This is a genomic window from Bartonella australis AUST/NH1, from assembly GCF_000341355.1.
Classification (GTDB): Bacteria; Pseudomonadota; Alphaproteobacteria; order Rhizobiales; family Rhizobiaceae; genus Bartonella; species Bartonella australis.
Genome location: NC_020300.1, coordinates 952071 through 973366, shown reverse-complemented (window position 1 = coordinate 973366; position 21296 = coordinate 952071). Strand labels below are relative to the sequence as shown.

The window sequence follows — 21296 nt, the reverse complement described above, 5'->3', positions numbered from 1 at the left end:
CAAATATAGTGAGGTAGGATTATGGCCAAAGTAAGTGCCGTTGAAAAAAATAAACGTCGTGAAGCGATGGTGAAGCGTTATGCTTTACGTCGTGCACGTTTGAAAGCAATTGTAATGGACCAGAAAGTTTCGCTTGAAGAGCGTTTTAAAGCTTCTGTCCATTTGGCAGAATTGCCGCGTAATTCCGCGAAGGTTCGTATCCGTAATCGTTGTGAGGTTTCGGGTCGTCCGCGGGCTTATTATCGCAAATTAAAAATGTCACGTATTGCTTTGCGTGATCTTGGTTCCCTCGGGCGTATTCCCGGCATTGTTAAATCTAGTTGGTGAGAGGAAATTTTTAGATGTCTATGTCAGATCCTCTTGGTGATATGTTGACGCGTATTCGTAATGCGCTTGGTCGTAAAAAGAATAAAGTAATTACGCCTGCCTCTAAGCTTCGTGCGCGAGTTCTTGATGTTCTTCAGTCAGAGGGTTATATTCGCGGATATAATCAGATTGATTTGGGTAATGGAAAATCTGAGATCGAAATTGAACTAAAATATTTTGAGGGCTCAGCTGTTATTCGTGAGATTGCGCGTGTTTCCAAACCGGGTCGTCGTGTATATGTTTCTGCTAAGTCTATTCCTCAAATAGCGAATGGCTTGGGCATTTCGATTTTGTCAACTCCTGATGGGGTAATGGCGGACCGCGAAGCACGTGAAAGGAATGTTGGTGGAGAAATTCTCTGTCGTATTTTCTGAGCAATTGTAAGTAAATGGAAAAAACAGGTTAAAACAATGTCTCGTATTGGAAAAAAGCCCATTCCGGTTCCTTCTGGGGTTACCGCTGTTGTTGAGGGCCAGTTAGTGAAGGCGAGGGGGCCGAAAGGTGAATTGAGCTACGTTGTTAATGACGAAGTGCTTGTTGAGCTCAAGGAGAATGTTATATCAGTCGCTCCGCGCGATCGATCGAAGGATGCACGCTCCAAATGGGGTATGTCGCGTTCAATGATCGAGAATATTTTTTGTGGCGTAAAGGACGGCTTTGAAAAAAGGCTTGAGATTAATGGGGTTGGTTATCGTGCTGCTTTGCAAGGTAAAAATATTCAATTGTCCCTCGGTTTCTCTCACGATGTTGTATATCAAGTGCCGTCAGGTGTTAGCATAACAGTTCCTAAGCCGACGGAGATTGTTGTTTCTGGGATTAATAAACAGCAAGTTGGGCAGGTTGCGGCAGAGATTCGTGAATATCGTAGGCCTGAGCCTTATAAAGGCAAAGGGGTTAAGTATGCAGATGAGCGTGTTGTCCGTAAAGAAGGTAAGAAGAAATAAGGATTTGCGTCATGGTTTCATCTAAAAAAATTATTCAGCGCCGTGCGCAGCGTGTTCGGCGCCAGATTAAAATGGTCGCCAATGGCCGTCCTCGGCTTAGTGTTTATCGTTCTAATCAAAATATTTACGCTCAGGTCATTGACGATTTACGTGGGTGCACGCTTGCTTCAGCCTGTACTCTTGAGAGCGATTTAAAGAAGTCTTTAAAGAACGGTTCTGGTAAGGAGGCCGCTTTCGCTGTTGGTAAATTAATTGCTGAGCGCGCAAAAAAGATTGGTGTCGACGAGGTTGTTTTTGATCGTGGAGCATATGTTTATCATGGCAGAGTTAAGGCTTTAGCTGAAGCTGCTCGTGAAGGTGGTTTAAGGTTTTGAAGTGTTTTCCTTAAAGATTCTGATGAGAGAGTTTTTAAGATATTTTGTGTGAGTTCCTTTAGTTAAATGTTGGAACTTTGTTGGCGTATTTCTGGAAAAAAGGAATGAGGAATGACGCAGAAAGAGCGCAATGATCGGGATGAACGTGACAGTGAGTTTGTTGATAAACTTGTCCACATTAACCGTGTTTCTAAGGTTGTGAAGGGTGGTCGGCGTTTTGGTTTTGCCGCTCTTGTTGTTATTGGGGATCAGAAAGGGCGCGTTGGTTTTGGTCATGGTAAAGCACGTGAAGTTCCCGAGGCAATTCGTAAAGCCACGGAATCTGCGAAGCGTGAGATGATTTATGTTCCCCTTCGGTTTGGGCGTACGTTGCATCATGATGTTGAAGGACGCCATGGGGCAGGTCGTGTGTTGATGCGCTCTGCTTCTGCGGGTACTGGTATTATTGCTGGGGGCCCGATGCGTGCTATTTTTGAAACTCTTGGTATGCAGGATGTTGTTGCAAAATCGTTGGGATCGTCAAATCCTTACAATATGGTGCGTGCAACTTTTGATGCGTTAAAGCGTCAGGTGCATCCTAAGGACGTCGCAGCACAACGCGGTATTAAATATTCTACTTTGCAAGCAGGGCGTCAGCAATTAGGCGGTTTAGAAGAATAGTTCTCGACGCTTGTAAAAAAGGAATTTAGAAAATGGTTAAAAAAAAGTCTCAGAATAGTAAGACTGTGACGGTGGAGCAAATTGGAAGTCCGATTCGGAATCCGCGGGTTCAACACGCGACGTTAAAGGGACTCGGGTTGAATAAAATGCATCGCTGCCGTACTTTGGAAGATACGCTTTGTGTGCGAGGTATGATCGCTAAGGTTAGCCATCTCGTTCGAATCGTGGGTGAAAATTAGGGACCGCAGGGGTGTAGGATATGAAACTTAATGAGCTGCGTGATCACAAAGGCGCAACGAAAAATCGTAAACGTATTGGGCGTGGTATCGGTTCGGGAACTGGTAAAACCGGTGGTCGTGGCGTTAAGGGGCAGAGATCCCGTTCTGGTGTCTCGCTTAACGGCTTTGAAGGTGGGCAAATGCCTATATATCGTCGTTTGCCAAAGCGTGGATTCAAGAATTCGTTCGCGAAGATTTACAACGAGGTTTCGCTTGAGCGCGTTCAGTTAGCGGTTGATGCGGGCAAGCTAGACACGGCAAAAACGGTTGATGCTGTTGTGTTAAAAGAAGCTGGCGTTATTCGCCGTGTCAAAGACGGTGTACGTATTCTTTCGGGTGGTGAATTAAAAACTGGGATTATGTTTAATGTTTCTGGTGTTTCCAAGGCTGCTCGTGCAAAAATTGAAAAAGCCGGCGGTCAGGTCAGTTGCCTTGAAGCTGTTCAGTAGATTCAGCGTAGAAAATAACTTCGAGCATATCTCTTTTTTAGGGGGTATTTTAGTTTTTATGTATGGCGATGTGGATTTGGTGAGCTGCGCTCGCGTAATTAAGGGATTGGGGTATAAACTGGAGAGGTTTTATGGCATCGGCTGCGGAGCAACTTGCTTCTAACATAAATTTGGGTACTTTTTCACGTGCGACTGAACTAAAAAAACGCATTTGGTTTACTTTATCTGCGCTCCTTGTGTATCGTTTTGGTACTTATATTTCTTTGCCAGGCATTAATATTGATGCTTTACGGCAGACATTTGAACATCATGCATCTGGCGTATTGGGGTTGTTTAATATGTTTGCAGGGGGGGCTGTTGGACGTATGGCGATTTTTGCGCTGGGGATTATGCCTTATATATCAGCGTCGATTATTGTGCAGTTATTAACGTCAGTTGTTCCTTCGCTGGAAGCTCTCAAAAAAGAAGGTGAGTTGGGTCGTAAAATTATTAATCAGTATACTCGTTACGTAACGGTGATATTGGCAATTTTTCAGGCTTTTGGTATCGCTGTCGCTCTTGAAACTGGTATAGGGACAGGCCTCCAAATTGTTAACGAACCTGGCATGATGTTTCGTATTTCGTCTGTTATCACGCTGGTTGGAGGAACGATGTTTTTGATGTGGCTCGGTGAGCAAATTACATCACGTGGTGTTGGTAATGGGGTTTCTCTTATTATTTTTACGGGTATTGTGGCTAATTTTCCTGCCACTTTTGCTCAGCTTTTGACTGCCCATAGTCACTCTGATTTGCCTACTTTTCTATTAATAGGGATAATTATTATCGCTATTTCTGTCGTAGGGGTTATTGTTTTTGTGGAGCGCGCACAGCGGCGGATTCTCATACAATATCCAAAGCGCCAGGTTGGTAATCAGATATTTCAGGGTGATATGTCGCATCTCCCTTTAAAGCTGAACACTGCCGGTGTCATTCCGCCGATTTTTGCTTCGTCTTTGTTATTACTGCCGGCGACCATTAATAATTTCTCTGATAAAATGCCACAATGGGTCCAGGCTATTTCTTCTTCTCTTGCTCATGGGCAGCCGCTTTATATGATTATTTATGCCGTTTTAATGGCGTTTTTTTGCTTTTTTTATACGGCTATTGTGTTTAACCCGCGTGATACAGCAGATCAATTAAAGAAACACTCTGGTTTCATTCCGGGGATTCGTCCTGGAGAGCGTACAGCCGAGTATATTGATTATGTTTTGACGCGCATTACTGTTTTGGGTGCGGTTTATATTATTCTCGTTTGTTTATTACCCGAGTTTATGGTGTCGGCTTTTCATGTTCCTTTTTACCTCGGGGGTACATCTTTGTTAATTGTCGTTACCGTTACGCTTGATACAGTTGCTCAGATTCAGGGACACCTCGTTGCGCATCAATATGAGGGGTTGATCAAAAAATCAAAACTCCGTGGGGGTAAAAGGAGCCGATGAGAATCATTCTTTTAGGTCCCCCTGGAGCTGGTAAAGGTACACAAGCTAAGATGTTGGCAGAGAGGTATAATGTTCCTCACTTGTCGACGGGTGATATGCTGCGCGAAGTCGTTATGAAAGAGACAGAGATTGGCAAAAAAGCTAAGCTTATCGTAGAATCGGGCGTCTTAGTGCCTGACAATGTTGTTAATCAGATTGTGTCGGATCGTATCGACCAAAATGACTGTTCAAATGGTTTTATACTGGATGGATATCCGCGTACTGTGGGACAAGCAGAAGAATTACAAAGGATTTTGCAGTCAAAGGGTGCGCGGCTTGATGCTGTTATAGAGCTTTCTGCTGATGAAGATTCATTGATTGAACGGATGAAACAACGTGTTCAGGAAACAGTAGTTTTGGGTGGACAGGTTCGTTCAGATGATAATCCGGATGTTTTTGCGAAGCGATTGACTGAATATCGTAAAAAAACAGCTCCTTTATCGAAATTTTATTCCGATAAAGGGCTGCTGAGGACCGTTGACGGGATGCCTTCTGTCTTTGAGGTGTCCAGAACTATTCAGGAACTCTTTGGGTAAGGAATTTTTTAGAGAAGTAAATGAAAAGAGTTGACTTTTTTGGTGAAATCTATCAAAAGCCATTTTAATTTACTTCAGTGAGATAATGGGGCTTAAAGCGCGTTTGAGGCTGAGCTATTTTTTCGGCGTGGGGTGCATCAAGCGCTTTATAGTTGGCGGTCAATATAATCAAGGAGAATAGGCGTGGCTCGTATCGCGGGTGTCAATATTCCGACTAACAAGCGCGTAGTTATCGCGCTTCAATATATTCATGGGATTGGGCGGAAGTTTGCTCAAGAAATTGTCAAAAAAGTTGGCATTCCTGCGGAACGCCGCGTGCATGAGCTCTCGGATGCGGAAGTGCTGCAGATTCGTGAGGCGATAGACAAAGATTATCAAGTTGAGGGGGATCTTCGCCGTGAAGTCGCAATGAGTATTAAGCGTTTGATGGATCTTGGTTGTTATCGTGGATTACGTCATCGCCGTTCCTTGCCTGTCCGTGGGCAGCGTACACATACGAATGCGCGTACGCGTAAAGGTCCTGCGAAGGCAATCGCTGGTAAAAAGAAGTAATAGTATCTTTATTTTGTTTATAGGATTTTGTTTTTTGCTGAGGTTTTTTATCAAAAGCAAATAAGGTGGAGCCACTGGTGTTACGGTGGTGGAGAGATCGTTGAAAGGATAGCTATGGCTAAGGAAGCCCCGCGTATTCGCCGCCGCGAACGCAAAAATATTTCGTCGGGTGTTGTGCACATCAATTCGACGTTTAATAATACTATGGTCACTATCACAGACGCTCAAGGAAACGCGATTGCTTGGTCATCTGCTGGTGCTCAGGGGTTTAAGGGGTCGCGTAAATCTACGCCTTTTGCTGCTCAGGTTGCGGCAGAGGATTGTGCCAAAAAGGCGCAGGAACATGGTATGCGTTCGCTGGAAGTTGAGGTTTGCGGTCCTGGAGCGGGCCGCGAGTCTGCTTTACGGGCATTGCAATCTGTTGGTTTTGTAATTACTTCCATTCGTGATGTGACGCCGATTCCTCATAATGGATGTCGTCCAAGGAAGAGACGGCGCGTTTGATTGAGATTGTTTTTCGTTATCGAGGCTTTCTCTGATGTTCACACTGGCCGTTGCGATTGAATGGTAACGGAACTAAAGAACAGGAATAAAAATATGATCCAGAAAAACTGGCAGGAGTTAATTAAACCTAGTAAGGTTGAGTTTCAGACATATGGTAACCCGAACGTTTTGAGCGTGATTGCAGAGCCTCTTGAGCGTGGTTTTGGTTTGACTTTAGGAAATGCGCTGCGTCGTGTGCTGTTGTCTTCGCTTCGTGGTGCTGCGGTTACCGCTGTGCAAATCGACGGTGTATTACATGAATTCTCTTCAATCCCGGGGGTTCGGGAAGATGTTACGGATATTATTTTGAATATAAAAGAAATAGCTATTCGTATGGAAGAGGAAGGGCCTAAGCGTATCGTCGTTTATAAAGAAGGGCCTGGTGTTGTTAAGGCCAAGGATATAAATATTATCGGGGATATGGAAATTCTTAATCCGGAGCATGTTATTTGCACGCTTGATGAAGACGCAGAAATTCGTATGGAGTTTATTGTTAATACAGGGAAGGGGTACGTTCCATCTGATCGTAATTGCATCGATGATGCACCGATAGGTCTTATCCCAGTTGACAGTCTTTTTTCGCCAGTTCGTAAAGTGTCTTATAAAGTAGAAAATACACGTGAAGGGCAGGTTCTGGACTATGATAAGTTGATATTGACGATTGAAACGAATGGTGCCGTCAATGGCGAAGATGCCGTCGCTTTCGCTGCGCGTATTCTTCAGGATCAGCTATCGGTATTTGTCAATTTCGAAGAGCCACAGAAAGAGGCTGTTGAGGAATCGGCTTCTGAACTTGCTTTTAATCCAGCGCTTCTTAAGAAAGTCGACGAATTGGAACTTTCAGTTCGCTCTGCGAATTGCCTTAAGAACGATAATATTGTCTACATTGGTGACCTCATTCAAAAAACGGAATCTGAAATGCTCCGGACGCCGAATTTTGGGCGGAAGTCATTAAATGAAATTAAAGAGGTTCTTGCGTGTATGGGGCTTCATCTTGGCATGGAGATTCCTGCGTGGCCACCTGAAAACATTGATGATCTTGCCAAACGCTACGAAGATCAGTATTAAAAATAAGATTTAAGGAGAGGGCTCATGCGTCATGGTAAGTCAGGCCGCAAGCTGAACCGAACTGCTAGTCACCGTAAAGCGATGTTTGTAAATATGGCGACTTCGTTGATTGAACACGAGCAGATCGTGACAACGCTTCCGAAGGCTAAAGAAATTCGTCCTATCGTTGAGAAATTGGTCACACTGGGTAAGCGTGGGAGCTTGCACGCACGTCGACAAGCAATTTCGGCCCTTTGTGATGTAGAAAAGGTTGCAAAGCTGTTTGACACACTCGCGCCGCGTTATGCGTCGCGTAATGGTGGGTATTTGCGCATTATGAAAGCAGGATTTCGCACCGGCGATAACGCTCCCATGGCTGTTATAGAGTTTGTTGATCGCGACGCTGATGCGAAGGGTGCGGGGGATCGTGCTCGCATGGAGGCAGGGGTAGGTAGCAAAGAGACTGCTTCGTAAAGAATTTGCTTTTTTAGATTTAAGAAGCCGTCTTTTTAGGGCGGTTTTTTTTTATGATTATTTTGGGGTAAGTTACTTTTCAATACAATAACTAAAGGAAAAGAAAGGAAGTCACGTGTTCTTTAGATTATTGGTTTTTTGTGATATTCGTGATTTAGCTGAACCGCCGCCGGTTTAGGTCGCAGATTAACGGTGACTGTTAACCTGGAGGGTGGTGTTTTCCGTTTTATTTACGAAGCATAAGTTTTGGTTTTATGAAGGAGCTAGTGGTGAAGTATTCTATTCTAGTAGGGCTTTTTTTTGCCGTTATAGTACGGACATCGTTTTGTTGCGCGAACGCTCAAGTTCCTCAAACGCAATCAGAAATCACACTTTCATTTGCTCCTTTAGTTAAAAAAGCTGTTCCATCTGTTGTGAATATTTATGCTGCCCGGCAGGTGAAGGTGCGCTCACTCTTCGAAGGTGATCCATTTTTTGAGCAATTTTTTGGCCGTTATAAAAATAATCGGCCTTTGCGCACGCAATCCTCTTTAGGATCAGGGGTGATTGTTGATGCACGCGGTTTAGTCATTACCAATTATCATGTAATTAAGGACGCTAGTGAAATTAAAGTTGCTCTTTTTGATGGGAGAGAATTTGAAAGTGTAGTTGTCTTGAAAGATGAAGCGACCGACATCGCAGTGCTAAAAATTGATTCAAAAGATGCTCAATTTCCTGTTCTTCCCTTAGGAAATTCTGATTCAGTCGAGGTTGGTGATCTCGTTCTTGCGATCGGTAATCCTTTCGGTGTGGGGCAGACAGTTACAAGCGGCATTGTTTCAGCTCAAGCGCGTACACATGTTGGTATTTCCGATTTTGACTTTTTTATTCAGACGGACGCTGCCATTAATCCGGGTAATTCTGGTGGAGCTTTAATCGATATGAAAGGCCAATTAATCGGGATTAATACAGCTATTTATTCGCGTTCAGGTGGCTCTGTAGGGATTGGTTTTGCTATTCCAGCAAATCTCATTAAAGTGGTGCTTGATACAGTTAAACGGGGTGGAAAATTTTTTGTGCCACCTTATATAGGCGCGTCTTTCCAAAGTATTACGCCTGATATTGCAGATGGCTTGGGCTTAGAACATTCTTACGGTGCTCTTGTTATCGAGATTGTTAAAGATAGTCCCGCTGCAAAAGCTGGTTTGAAAGTAGGTGATGTTATTGTAAGCGTGCAAGGTGCGCGAGTTGATACCCCGGATAGTCTCGGATATCGTTTGATGACGGCCGGTATTGGGCGCAGCCTGATTTTAGAATATCTGCGGGGTGGAAAAATTTTTCGAACAGAAATAACTGTGTCATCGACTCCAGAGTCTGCTTTTGAAAAATCTGAAAAAATTATTGATGAAAGTCCACTTTCTGGTGCTGAAGTATTGGATTTAACGCCACAAAATAGCCGACGTTTCCATCTTCCTGCAACGGCAAGGGGTGTTGTGGTTATGAGTCTTGATGAAATAAGCAATGCCGCGAGGATTTTTCGTCCTGGAGACATTTTACGCGCTGTTAATGGTTATAAAATTCAGACTGTAAGCCAGTTAAAAGAAGTGCTTGCGCGAGGTTATCCACGTGTTTGGCAACTAGAATATGAACGTAATGGTGTTTATATTCGTCAGTTTGTTCGTTGAGGTTTCATTGAATAAAGATTTTTTTACTCCATCTTTTGACTTTCGTATTGAGAAAAATCGGCCGCTTGCAGAAAGGATGCGCCCTCGCTCTCTCAGTGAGGTGGCGGGGCAAAATCACCTCATCGGAGCAGACGGCCTGCTTTCGCGTATGGTGGCGGTTGGTTCGTTGGGTTCGATGATTTTTTGGGGGCCGCCGGGAACAGGAAAAACAACGATTGCGCGCTTATTAGCGCGTGAAATGAATTTCGCTTTTGAGCAAATTTCTGCCATTTTTTCTGGAGTTGCGGAGCTAAAGAAGATTTTTGAACTGGCACAAACTCGTTTTATGTCGGGGTGTAGGACGCTCTTATTTGTCGATGAGATTCACCGCTTTAATCGCGCTCAGCAGGATAGTTTTCTCCCATTCGTAGAGGACGGCACGGTCATTCTTATAGGTGCAACAACTGAAAATCCTTCATTTGAACTTAATGCAGCTCTTCTTTCACGCGTGCGTGTTTTGACATTTCGCTCACATGATAGTGAAAGCTTAGACACGCTTTTAAAGCGCGCTGAAAAGCTAGAAGGAAGATCTCTTCCTTTAGATAGCTACGCCAGAAACGCTTTGATAAGAATGTCTGATGGTGATGCGCGGGCCGCATTAGCATTGGCAGAAGAAATTTGGTGTGCTGCACGACCGGAAGAAATATTCGATGTTGAGGCTTTACAAAAAATTATTCAGCGCCGAGCTCCAATTTATGATAAAGGGCGAGATGGCCATTATAACCTCATTTCAGCGTTGCACAAATCAGTTCGTGGATCTGATCCTGATGCTGCTCTTTATTATCTTGCTCGTATGTTCGATGCTGGCGAAGACCGCTTATATATCGGGCGGAGATTGGTACGTATAGCTATTGAAGATATTGGTTTAGCGGACCCACAGGCTCTTGTCATTTGTAATGCAGCGAAGGATGCTTATGATTATTTAGGGTCCCCCGAAGGAGAATTGGCTTTAGTGCAAGCGTGCCTTTATCTTGCAACTGCACCAAAATCAAATGCGGCTTATCTTGCTTATAAAGCAGCGATGCATTGTGCACGCAAATACGGCTCTTTGTCTCCCCCTAAGCATATTCTTAACGCGCCTACAAAATTTATGAAGGAAGAAGGATATGGGAGTGATTATCGCTATGATCATGATGAACCAGAGGCCTTTTCAGGTCAGGAATATTTTCCTGAAGGACTTGGTCGCCAGATCTATTATCAGCCACAAGAACGCGGCTTTGAGCGTGAAATTGCAAAACGCCTTGAGTGGTGGAAGAAGTTGAGACGAAAACGGGGCGATCAAAAATAAATTTTCTCAAATTGGAACTTTTTATTTTGTTTGGGAAGTTCTTATTTCAGTCATATTATTGCAGCTTTATCAAAAGCCTCATTATGCTTTAAAAGCTGATTATCCTTCATATATTGGAAAATCCATTGCTTTGTTCTACGGTGTGAGTTGTATGAGAAGAGTAGTTATGATCGCTAATTATATAGTTTCAGCATGGGCTCCAAAATATCTCCGGGTCTCGTTAATCAGCTTATGAAACATTTGGCTTTGTCGATTGACGACGCGTATGGCATAAGCGCCGATATTATTTCAATCAAATATAGAAACGATAAAAGCTGTCGGTGGAGTCGAGAAAGGCGCTTTGCCCAGTTTGATTCTATAGATGAGTTTCTGGCTGATTTACATTCAGGAGATTGGGCACTTTATCGCTTTTAGGTACGATTACAAGCGTAAAGTGAAAGGAGCATTACTGCTTATTATTCAGGTTTTGGTATGCTTGTGTTTGTGCACTTTTTTGATTTGAAAGCTGCAATCTGGGCTATACATGGCATGACGTAATTTTGATCGATGCCAGTTTATAATATTTAGTGGTAAAAAGTGACTCTTGCCGTTAAAATACAACATTAAAAGGCTATATGCAAAGCACTGTATTAGAATTTAAATTACCTCCTTCCTGGAACAAGCGTATAAAATAATATAGAAGCTTATTATCAGCTTCTGTAGGGATATTTTTGTGAGCTATGCTTTGTATTAAGGAAGGGGAATACGATTTTGTATTAGACAGGTTGATTGGATGCCGCGAATACAACGTTAAAATAGAGATGAAATAGCCTGTGAAAATTTAAACTCAACGCTTTAACTAAGTGAAGGGAACAGTATATACTCAACCAGAAATTATCGCGACTCGCTAAGGATACAACTGTGGATAAAACGAAAGCTCTAGATGCTGCTCTGTCACAAATTGAACGTTCTTTTGGTAAAGGCTCGATTATGCGTCTTGGACAAAAGGAGCAGGTTGTTGAAATTGAAACAGTTTCGACGGGATCATTGTCCCTGGATATCGCCTTGGGTATAGGTGGGTTGCCGAAAGGGCGTATTATCGAAATTTATGGGCCAGAAAGTTCCGGGAAAACGACACTGGCTCTTCATTCTATCGCAGAAATACAAAAGAGTGGTGGTGTTTGCGCTTTTATTGATGCAGAGCATGCTCTTGACCCTGTTTACGCGCGCAAGCTTGGTGTTGATTTAGAGAATTTATTCATTTCTCAGCCGGATACGGGTGAGCAGGCTTTAGAAATCACGGAGACGTTAGTCCGTTCTGGAGCGGTTGATGTTCTCGTTGTTGATTCAGTGGCAGCTTTAACACCGCGTGCGGAAATTGATGGTGAAATGAGTGATTCTTTACCTGGGCTGCAAGCTCGATTGATGAGTAAAGCTCTGCGAAAACTGACTGCATCCATTTTTCGCTCCAACTGTATGGTTATTTTTATTAATCAAATTCGTATGAAAATTGGTGTAATGTTTGGTTCTCCTGAGACAACGACGGGCGGAAATGCCTTGAAATTTTATGCTTCTGTTCGTTTAGATATTCGTCGCATCGGGGCGATTAAAGACCGGGATATAGTGATCGGTAATCAAACGCGAGTCAAAGTAGTGAAAAATAAGTTAGCGCCCCCGTTCAAGCAAGTCGAATTTGATATTATTTACGGTGAAGGTATCTCCAAATTAGGGGAATTGATCGACTTAGGCGCTAAAGTTGGCATTGTAGAGAAGTCTGGTGCATGGTTCTCTTATAATTCCCAGCGTTTGGGGCAAGGGCGTGAGAACGCGAAGCAATTTTTACGCGAGCATCCAGAAATAGCCGCAGAGATTGAAACAGCTCTACGTCAGAATGCTGGTTTGATTGCGGTCGAATTATTGGAAAATGCGGGGTCTGGAAATACAGAAAGTGATGAGCCAATTTAACAAATAATTTAATAAATATTGGCTCAGGTAAAGTCTCTCTGTTTAGAATTTTTTCCGTTTTTATTTAGTATCATAGTTTTAAAGTATAAAATTGCTTATTTTCCGCTTTTTCTGAAAAGATATTCTTATTTTTGGTAAATGAATCCAAAAAAATCGAAGAGAGTATCTGGTTAATGGTTAGTTTTTTCTTTGCAGTTTTATATTGTACTCTGCAGGTGTAAATATGGACAGCGTTAATAAAATTAGATCGACTTTTTTGGATTATTTTCGTCTTAATGGGCATGAAGTTCTTCCCTCTAGCCCTCTTGTTCCGCGCAATGATCCCACATTAATGTTCACAAATGCAGGAATGGTGCAGTTCAAGAATAGTTTTACTGGGCTCGAACAACGCCCTTATAAGCGGGCAGCGACCGCACAAAAATGTGTGCGAGCGGGTGGGAAGCATAATGATCTCGATAATGTTGGCTACACGGCACGCCATCATACTTTTTTTGAAATGCTGGGTAATTTTTCTTTCGGTGATTATTTCAAAGAAGAAGCAATTTTTTTTGCATGGGATCTGCTCACGAAGGGATTCTGCCTTCCGAAAGATAAGTTATTAGTCACAGTTTATCATAATGATGATGTAGCTGCTGAATTATGGCGTAAAATTTCAGGTCTCTCAGAGGAAAAAATTATCCGTATTGCAACATCTGATAATTTTTGGGCAATGGGAGATACAGGGCCTTGCGGCCCTTGTTCGGAAATTTTTTATGATCACGGAGATAAAGTCTGGGGTGGTCTTCCTGGAAGTGCGGATGAAGACGGTGACCGTTTTGTCGAAATCTGGAACTTAGTTTTTATGCAGTATGAGCAGGTGAGCAAAGAAGAGCAGATTGAGTTACCTCGTCCTTCCATTGACACTGGTATGGGGTTAGAGCGGATTGCTGCAGTTTTGCAGGGTGTTCATGATAATTATGATATCGATCTTTTTCGCGCATTAATTGGTGCATCACAGGAGATAACGGGGGTTGAGGCAACCGGCGATTTTATTGTCAGCCATCGTATTATTGCTGATCATCTCCGTTCGTCAGCTTTTTTAATTGCCGATGGTGTTTTACCTTCTAATGAAGGTCGAGGGTATGTTTTGCGTCGTATTATGCGCCGTGCTATGCGCCACGCTCATCTTCTTGGTTTTAAAGAGTCGTTGATGTGGCGCCTGTTTCCTGCTCTGATACGTGAGATGGGACAGGCTTACCCTGAGTTGGTACGCGCTGAATCTCTAATTTCAGAAACCTTAAAATTGGAGGAAACGCGTTTTCGTAAAACTCTTGAGAGGGGTCTCAGTTTGTTGAACGAAGCAAGCGGGGACCTTAAAGAGGGTCATCGTTTTAACGGTGAGGTTGCTTTTAAGCTTTATGATACATACGGTTTTCCGCTTGATTTGACGCAAGATATTTTACGGCGTCGCGGAATATCTGTTGATATTGATGCTTTTGATAAAGCAATGGAACGCCAAAAAGCAGAAGCCCGTGCCAATTGGTCTGGTTCTGGTGAAACTGCAACGGAAGCAATTTGGTTCTCTGTTCGCGATCAAGTCGGAGCTACAGAGTTTTTGGGTTATGAAACGGAAAAGGCTGAAGGTATCATAACAGCTCTTGTGTGTGATGATCAAATTGTCGATCACGTTTCGCAGGGGCAAAAGGCCATTTTTGTTGTTAATCAAACGCCATTTTATGGCGAATCTGGGGGGCAGCTTGGTGATCGCGGCGTAATTTCCGGTGAGCATTTTATTTTTGAGGTGCACGATACTCAAAAAAAGGCTGACGGCGTCTTTATTCATATCGGTGAAATTAAAAATGGTCGGGCACAAATATGTGATCACGTGGAATTAATCGTTGATTCTATTCGTCGTAAGAAAATTCGCGTGAACCATTCCGCTACCCATTTATTGCATGAAGCTTTACGTCAAACATTAGGACCCCATGTCGTCCAAAAGGGATCTTTTGTGTCGCCTGATCGGTTGCGTTTCGATTTTTCTCACCCAAAATCTATTTCGCTGGAAGAACTGAAAAAAGTAGAAGATTTAGCTAATGATATTGTGTTGCAAAATAGTAAGGTAACAACGCGTCTTATGGCAGTAGATGACGCAATTGCTGAAGGAGCAATGGCGCTATTTGGCGAAAAATATGGTGATGAAGTTCGTGTTGTTTCTATGGGCGAAAAGCTCGAGAAGGCAGGGTTGAACGATCATTGGTCAATTGAGCTTTGCGGTGGAACGCATGTGGAAAGGACGGGTGATATCGGTTTGATTCATATTATCTCTGAAAGTTCCGTATCGGCTGGGGTGCGCCGTATCGAGGCATTAACGGCTAGAGCTGCACGTCTCTATCTTAGTGGTCAGGACGAACGAATCTACGAAATTGCTCGCCTTTTAAAAAGCTCTCCTGCAAATGTTCAAGAGCGCATTCGAATTTTACTTGATGATCATCATAAGCTTGAAAAAGAATTGAATGATTCATACAAGAAGATTGCTCTTAATGGTGGGTCTGTAAAAAGCGATGAAGCAGATGTTAGAACTATAAATGGTATCTCTTTTATGGGGCGTGTTGTTAAAAATATCTCACCACGAGATCTTAAGGTGTTGGTGGATTCTGGAAAAAAGCAGATCAGGTCTGGCGTTGTAGCTTTTATAGGCATTTCAGGAGATGGTAAGGGCAGTGCCGTCGTTGGCGTTACTGATGATTTGGTTAATATATTGAATGCTGTCGATTTGGTGCGTGTTATTTCAGGTGTCCTCGGTGGTCAGGGAGGAGGTGGGCGGTCTGATATGGCACAAGCTGGCGGTCCCAAAGGCGACAAAGCTCATGAAGCTATCAGGGCATTAGCGGCTTTTCTTGAGAAATAGCTTTCAATTTATTATCTGTATTTCCTGATTTTGAAATTTCAAAAACGATTATAATTTAGATTAAATTTTCCATTGAATATGTTGAAAAATAATTGATTTTATGATGATAAAACTTTACGCAATGAAGTCGCGTTTTTAGCTTCTAATTTTGTGGTTGGCTTATTACTTATTAAGCTATCAGCCTTTGACATTTTATAGAAGCGACGGCCTTTTTTGATTAGTTCCCGGGAACCACTTTTTTCGATGAGGCGACTTTGCTCCACAAATAGTATAAGATAGGTATTGTGGATTATTCAGGGGTGGTACGCTGTAATAAAGCTGTATAGTTTTGGGTTATGTAATCGATGGTGTTTTTAATTTTGGCTTCTGTTTCAATATCAATAGTATTCGTTGCTTCTTCTAAAATAAGAATGGGCGGCGCCTTCTGAAATAGCGCGCGCAATCACTTATCATCTCCTTTCTCCGCGTAATGACCGAAAGCCGCGTTAGCCGGCTGGCTCAAACAAAAGGGGTTTTGCAATCATGATGATTTCCGGCACAACATTAGCAGCACAAATAAAAAGAGATGCTTTTTTCTCTACTCGGACAAAAAAGGATGAGAGCGTGAATTTTAGATGAAGGCGAAGATGCTTACCTCCAATAGCTACGCAGATACAAAATTGAGGTTGTGGGTTGCTGGTGTATTAGCTAATTTTTGAGCTAATAAAATTTGTATTATAGAGGAGTGCAATTTTGGATACTAATTGTAATGTAGCGTGATAAAGCAAATTTTATGGGTGTAGTTTTTTGCGTTTATAAAGGAAAAAAGAAAGCCGGTAGATAAGAGGATTGTGCGGCGAGGGAAAAGTCATGGTAGGCGTAAAAGTAAAAAAGGTCGGGGAAGACGAAAGCGGGATGCGTTTAGATCGCTGGTTTAAAGTGCACTATCCAGAACTTGGATTTGGGTATCTGCAAAAGCTGCTGCGTTCTGGTCAAGTGCGGGTCGACGGTGGACGTGTTAAAGCCGACATACGCCTCGTAACCGGGCAATCCATCCGCGTACCGCCTTTATCTGTTGATGAAAAGAAAATTCTTTTTACGACGAGTAAAATGACTGATGGGCAAGATGATGGAGCAATTTTGAAAAAAATGCTCCTTTATGAAGATTCGAAGATTTTTGTTTTTAATAAACCTGCGGGTTTAGCTGTGCAAGGTGGCTCTGGTTTGACACAGCATGTTGATGGTATGCTGGGGGTGTGGCGCAACAAAAAAGGTGAAAGGCCGCGATTGGTTCATCGTCTTGATCGTGAGACTTCAGGTGTGCTGGTCGTTGCTCGGTCAAGAGGAGCTGCACAGGCTTTGACTTCCGCTTTTAGAGCGAGGGAAACCAAAAAGATTTATTGGGCGTTGGTACGGGGGATCCCCAGAAAAAAAAAGGATAAAATTTCAACGTGGATGGTAAAGGAAACAACCGCGCAGGGCGATAAAATGCGCATTTGCGGGCATGGAGAGCCGGATTCTAGCCATGCGATTTCTTATTATCGTGTCTTAGGTACACGGGGACGCGCGCTCTCTTGGCTTGAAATGGAGCCTCATACTGGAAGAACTCACCAGCTGCGCGTACATGCTGCTTATATGGGACATCCAATTATTGGGGATTCGAAGTATTTTTTCTCCGATAGTAATTGGGAGTTACCCGGAGGAATTCAAAATCGTCTTCACCTTCACGCGCATCGTATCAGGATACCTCACCCTTCAGGGGGAGTGCTAGATATTACTGCACCTTTACCACCTCATATGGTACAAAGCTTTAACCTCTTGGCTTTTAATCAAATAGAGGGCGAAACAGAATAGAGGAAAACCTTGGATTTTTGCTTATATGATTGTGGTAATATTCACGGGCGTTTTTTACTCTTTTATAAAATATTTGGATTATTTGACTCTAGGCTTAAGTTGCAAAAGGGGCTTGGCACGTTGTCGTGCTCATTATTTGATAAAAAAATACCGTTTGCGGGATAGAGTTCGCGTTGGTAGTGCGAGGCAGGCAGCAATTTTATCCATAAATGGGTATTTTCTTTAAGTTTGAAGCGGCATTTCATTTAGAAATTAGAGGATCCTGGCAACTTTAGCGTAAGATACAAACATTTTTCTTAGTATAGTAAAGGGAAGTATAGCGCTGTTATTTCCGGCTTTTGTACTAGCTTCACATTATGATAATTAGGAGATCGCGCATCTTTTAAGCCCGCTGTCGTACAGTCATTTGGATTATTTTACAGAGATAGGAGTGAAAACATAAAACGCTATATCGCGAAAAAATAACCTCTGAATAAACCAGTTATCGTAATGATGTTTAGTGTTTTTCAGAATAATTGCGCGGTATTCGTTTTTCAGTAAGATAACGTAGATTAAGCGGTAGGAAGCGGTCAATTTATCGGCAATGATCAGGAGTAAAGCAATATGCGCGGAGTTTTAGATGATTTTAAGGGGTTACCAGATAAAGATAATTTTATCCATAAAGCCCAAGAATTTTCACGCCAGTCGTTGCCTAAACGGTTTTATAAAAAAGTGGATGCAAGGTATGAGAGAGGGAACTATTTTATATTATTGGATGGAAGCCCAGTAAAAACGCCTGCGAGGCGCTGCCTCTTTGTGCCTAAGGAAACGCTTGCGGCATTGGTGGTGCAGGAGTTTGATATACAAGAAGAGGTCATTGATCCAGTAAAAATGCCGATTACACGCCTTGTTAACACTGTTATCGATGGGGTAGCCGATGATATGCAAGCTATTTTCGAAGACTTATTGCGTTTTGTTGCATGCGATATGATTCTATATCGTGCACAAACACCGAAAGAACTAGTGAAACGACAGTGCGAGCAGTGGGATTTTTTACTTGATTGGATAGAGGAAAAACTTGGTGCGCGTTTTAATTTGGCAGAGGGGCTTATGTATATTGAACAACCGCGGGAAGTTCTTCAAGCGGTGAGCAATTATTTACGTCGGATAGAATCTCCTTATATACTTGCTGCGCTTCATACGATAACCACTTTGACCGGTTCCGCTCTCATTGCTCTCGCTGTAGCCGAAAGGAAAATCAGTTTGGATAAGGCTTGGGCTATTGCGCATTTAGATGAAGATTGGACGATGGAACAATGGGGCATTGATGAGGAAGTGATGACGCGCCGCGCTTACAAGAATTCTGAATTTAAAGCAGCAGCAGAAGTTATTTTTGCTTATTCATAGATAAGTTTTTTTAGTTTTTAGTTTTAAAAATCCAGAAAATACTTCTTCGTTTATTGTATTTAAGATTGAATCGTTCTTATTATAAAAATAAAATGTCGCTGATTATCTTTGAATGAGAAGCTAATTTTGGTAGGCTTTTTTTCGTTATTTTCTATATCGGTAGATTCCAGAACATACAAAAAGTATCCTAGATCTTCTTTCATAGCTTCGGGTTTGAATGATTTTTATAATTTTTTATTAGCTGTTCTGTTGGTTTTTTCACAATTAAACGAAATCCTGAATTTATTAAGCTTTTCGGATAGAGTGATCATCAAATGATTCAGAAAGAGGTTGAATTAAGGTGGCGTCAGCGCTGGTTTTTCAAAGGATTTTGCTATTTAGAATTATGAATTTTCGTTGTTCTTTATTCAATTTTGGGTCGTTCGTACAATGAGGGGAGAATAAAAAACAGAAGAAAGTTGCTGGATTTGCATCTTAGAAAGTTTAATAACGGGCTCAAGTAGCCCAATTTATTATATTAAAGGCAACAGGTAAGTCATCATTCATAAATGAAAAAAACACTCCCCAGAAATGAAAGCTTTTGACTTCCATTCCCGGATTGGATGAAATTGTTTGTTTTTTAAACAGAGTAGTACATATCAAATTCGACAGGATGTGGAGTTGCCTCGTAGCGCGTAACTTCTTGCATTTTCAATTGAATATAAGAATTAATCTGTTGGTCATCAAAAACATTTCCAGCTTTAAGGAAATCGCGATCTTTATCGAGAGCTTCAAGTGCTTCACGTAGACTTCTTGAAACTGTAGGGATGTCCTTGAGCTCTTTTGGAGGCAGTTCATAAAGATTTTTATCCATAGCTTGCCCGGGTTGAATTTTGTTTTTGATGCCATCAAGACCAGCCATTAAAATTGCTGCAAATGCCAGATATGGGTTCGCGGTTGGGTCTGGAAAACGAACTTCTACGCGTTTTGAATTTGGCTGGGATCCAAATGGGATACGGCAAGCTGCGGAACGATTACGTGCAGAATATGCGAGAAGGACAGGGGCTTCATAACCAGGAACTAAGCGCTTATAGGAATTTGTGGACGGGTTTGTAAAGGCGTTTATGGCTTTCGCGTGTTTAATGATGCCGCCGATAAAGAACAAGCAAGTTTCTGATAAACCAGCATATTTATTTCCCGCGAAGACCGGCTTTCCATCTTTCCAGATCGATATGTGAATGTGCATACCTGAGCCGTTATCACCGAAAATCGGTTTCGGCATGAAAGTGGCTGTTTTCCCGTAGCTATTTGCGATCTGATGCACAACATACTTAAAAATTTGCATTTTATCAGCTTCACGAACCAGAGTGTCAAATCGGATGCCCAATTCATGCTGGGCCGCAGCTACTTCATGATGGTGTTTTTCTACGCGTACACCCATATCTGTCAGTGCAGTAAGCATTTCAGAACGCATATCTTGGCAAGAATCGATAGGAGGAACAGGAAGATAACCGCCTTTTACACGTGGGCGGTGGCCGAGATTGCCTACTTCATATTCAGTGTCGTCATTCGATGGGAGTTCACTTGAATCAAGTTTAAAGCCTGTATTGTAGGGATCAGTTTTATAGCGTACATCATCAAAGATAAAAAATTCCGCTTCTGGTCCTATATTAACTGTGTCACCGATGTTTAAAAATTTCATATAAGCTTCAGCTTTTTTGGCAATAGAACGGGGGTCTCTGCTATAAAATTCTCGAGAAATAGGCTCGAAAACATCACAAAGTATGACCAAAGTAGACTGAGCAAAAAAAGGGTCCAGGTGGGCAGTTTGGGGATCTGGTATTAATACCATGTCGGATTCATTAATCGTCTTCCAGCCGGCAATCGAAGAACCGTCGAACATAACACCATCGGTGAATAGGTCCTCGTTAACCTCAGCAACATCCATTGTAACATGGTGTAATTTACCTCGTGGATCAGTGAAGCGCAAGTCGAGAAAGTGTATATCATTATCGGCGATCTGCTTGAGGATATCTGATACAGTTTTCATATTTAATTTCCTTATTGGGCTGAGGGAGAATAAAAAGGTGAAAATGTCATAAATCTTTAGAGAGCATTAATGCTAGACTCGCTGTTACAGATATAGGTGGCACCGTTGATGGATGAGACGAATATATTTCCGCCTCCAATATGCCTTGCTTGAATTGCTTTGTATATTGCTTCAGTAATTTTCTCTAGAGTTTTATTAAGAATGGTGATTTCAATTTTTACTTTAGGCAGAAAATAGACGATGTATTTAACTCCCCGGTGATAGAGTTTTATACATCTTCGTTGGAGGCCAAAGCTTTTTACTTCTATCATAGTGCTACCCTGCAAACCAACTCTTTGAAGAGCTTCTTTCACTTTGTCAAGTTCAAAAAGTTTTATGATAGCTTCAATTTTTTTATTTAAAATTATATCCCACATTATCTTCTCTTCAAAGTTAAGCCGTTATATATTACTTTGTAATTACGGGGCTTACCAATGAATACTTTTT

General features: G+C 42.2%; 23 protein-coding genes. 20 read left to right on the top strand and 3 right to left on the bottom strand.

Annotation, left to right across the window (positions count from 1 at the left end):
- The first annotated feature begins 21 nt into the window (after positions 1–21).
- The 18 genes from rpsN to alaS all read left to right on the top strand — a co-directional run bounded on the left by rpsN (position 22) and on the right by alaS (position 15562).
- Positions 22–327, top strand: a complete 306-nt coding sequence (gene rpsN, locus BANH1_RS04110) for a 30S ribosomal protein S14 (RefSeq protein WP_015398157.1) — start codon at positions 22–24, stop codon at positions 325–327.
- A 14-nt stretch (positions 328–341) separates the two neighbouring features.
- On the top strand, positions 342–740 hold the full coding sequence (gene rpsH, locus BANH1_RS04105; RefSeq protein WP_015398156.1) for a 30S ribosomal protein S8: 399 nt from the start codon (positions 342–344) through the stop codon (positions 738–740).
- A 36-nt stretch (positions 741–776) separates the two neighbouring features.
- Positions 777–1310 carry a 50S ribosomal protein L6 gene (gene rplF, locus BANH1_RS04100; RefSeq protein ID WP_015398155.1) on the top strand — a complete coding sequence of 178 codons (534 nt, stop codon included), beginning with the start codon at positions 777–779 and terminating at the stop codon, positions 1308–1310.
- A gap of 11 nt (positions 1311–1321) precedes the next feature.
- Complete coding sequence (rplR, locus tag BANH1_RS04095) at positions 1322–1684, top strand: 50S ribosomal protein L18 (protein WP_015398154.1); 363 nt, start codon at positions 1322–1324, stop codon at positions 1682–1684.
- A gap of 111 nt (positions 1685–1795) precedes the next feature.
- On the top strand, positions 1796–2344 hold the full coding sequence (rpsE, locus tag BANH1_RS04090; RefSeq protein WP_015398153.1) for a 30S ribosomal protein S5: 549 nt from the start codon (positions 1796–1798) through the stop codon (positions 2342–2344).
- 32 nt (positions 2345–2376) lie between these two features.
- Entirely contained in the window at positions 2377–2583 is a 207-nt protein-coding gene (gene rpmD, locus BANH1_RS04085) for a 50S ribosomal protein L30 (RefSeq protein WP_015398152.1), read from the top strand.
- Between the two features lie 20 nt (positions 2584–2603).
- Positions 2604–3071, top strand: a complete 468-nt coding sequence (gene rplO / locus BANH1_RS04080) for a 50S ribosomal protein L15 (RefSeq protein ID WP_015398151.1) — start codon at positions 2604–2606, stop codon at positions 3069–3071.
- A 131-nt stretch (positions 3072–3202) separates the two neighbouring features.
- Positions 3203–4549, top strand: a complete 1347-nt coding sequence (secY, locus tag BANH1_RS04075; protein WP_015398150.1) for a preprotein translocase subunit SecY — start codon at positions 3203–3205, stop codon at positions 4547–4549.
- Positions 4546–5124 (top strand): adenylate kinase, encoded by a 579-nt coding sequence (locus BANH1_RS04070; protein WP_015398149.1) that lies wholly within the window; start codon positions 4546–4548, stop codon positions 5122–5124. The genes secY and BANH1_RS04070 overlap by 4 nt, the downstream gene beginning before the upstream one ends.
- A 183-nt stretch (positions 5125–5307) precedes the next feature.
- Positions 5308–5676: a 30S ribosomal protein S13 gene (gene rpsM, locus BANH1_RS04065; RefSeq protein WP_015398148.1), complete on the top strand. Its 369-nt coding sequence runs from the start codon at positions 5308–5310 to the stop codon at positions 5674–5676.
- Between the two features lie 114 nt (positions 5677–5790).
- Complete coding sequence (rpsK, locus tag BANH1_RS04060; protein ID WP_015398147.1) at positions 5791–6180, top strand: 30S ribosomal protein S11; 390 nt, start codon at positions 5791–5793, stop codon at positions 6178–6180.
- Between the two features lie 93 nt (positions 6181–6273).
- Entirely contained in the window at positions 6274–7287 is a 1014-nt protein-coding gene (locus tag BANH1_RS04055; protein ID WP_015398146.1) for a DNA-directed RNA polymerase subunit alpha, read from the top strand.
- A 24-nt stretch (positions 7288–7311) separates the two neighbouring features.
- Positions 7312–7740, top strand: coding sequence for a 50S ribosomal protein L17 (rplQ, locus tag BANH1_RS04050; protein ID WP_015398145.1), 429 nt, complete (start codon positions 7312–7314; stop codon positions 7738–7740).
- Positions 7741–8009: 269 nt separating this feature from the next.
- Entirely contained in the window at positions 8010–9404 is a 1395-nt protein-coding gene (locus tag BANH1_RS04045) for a DegQ family serine endoprotease (RefSeq protein WP_015398144.1), read from the top strand.
- Positions 9405–9411: 7 nt separating this feature from the next.
- Positions 9412–10731, top strand: a complete 1320-nt coding sequence (locus tag BANH1_RS04040; protein ID WP_041583244.1) for a replication-associated recombination protein A — start codon at positions 9412–9414, stop codon at positions 10729–10731.
- Positions 10732–10962: 231 nt separating this feature from the next.
- Positions 10963–11145, top strand: coding sequence for a hypothetical protein (locus BANH1_RS04035; RefSeq protein WP_144050538.1), 183 nt, complete (start codon positions 10963–10965; stop codon positions 11143–11145).
- Between the two features lie 486 nt (positions 11146–11631).
- Positions 11632–12675, top strand: coding sequence for a recombinase RecA (gene recA, locus BANH1_RS04030; protein ID WP_015398142.1), 1044 nt, complete (start codon positions 11632–11634; stop codon positions 12673–12675).
- Positions 12676–12898: 223 nt separating this feature from the next.
- A complete protein-coding gene (gene alaS / locus BANH1_RS04025; protein ID WP_015398141.1) occupies positions 12899–15562 on the top strand; it encodes an alanine--tRNA ligase in 2664 nt (887 codons plus the stop codon).
- A gap of 289 nt (positions 15563–15851) precedes the next feature.
- On the opposite strand, the gene BANH1_RS07460 is transcribed toward alaS, so the two are convergent.
- The gene (locus BANH1_RS07460) at positions 15852–16004 is read right to left on the bottom strand and encodes a hypothetical protein (RefSeq protein ID WP_210160693.1); all 153 of its coding nucleotides are present in this window, start codon (positions 16002–16004) and stop codon (positions 15852–15854) included.
- A gap of 407 nt (positions 16005–16411) precedes the next feature.
- On the opposite strand from BANH1_RS07460, the gene BANH1_RS04020 reads away from it, so the two are divergent.
- Entirely contained in the window at positions 16412–17395 is a 984-nt protein-coding gene (locus BANH1_RS04020; protein WP_015398140.1) for an RluA family pseudouridine synthase, read from the top strand.
- 603 nt (positions 17396–17998) lie between these two features.
- A complete protein-coding gene (locus tag BANH1_RS04015) occupies positions 17999–18781 on the top strand; it encodes an ATP12 family chaperone protein (protein ID WP_015398139.1) in 783 nt (260 codons plus the stop codon).
- 619 nt (positions 18782–19400) lie between these two features.
- Here BANH1_RS04015 and glnA read toward each other — a convergent pair.
- Both glnA and BANH1_RS04005 read right to left on the bottom strand, forming a co-directional pair.
- Positions 19401–20810 carry a type I glutamate--ammonia ligase gene (glnA, locus tag BANH1_RS04010; RefSeq protein ID WP_015398138.1) on the bottom strand — a complete coding sequence of 470 codons (1410 nt, stop codon included), beginning with the start codon at positions 20808–20810 and terminating at the stop codon, positions 19401–19403.
- 56 nt (positions 20811–20866) lie between these two features.
- Positions 20867–21226 (bottom strand): P-II family nitrogen regulator, encoded by a 360-nt coding sequence (locus tag BANH1_RS04005; protein ID WP_015398137.1) that lies wholly within the window; start codon positions 21224–21226, stop codon positions 20867–20869.
- Between the last annotated feature and the right edge of the window lie 70 nt (positions 21227–21296).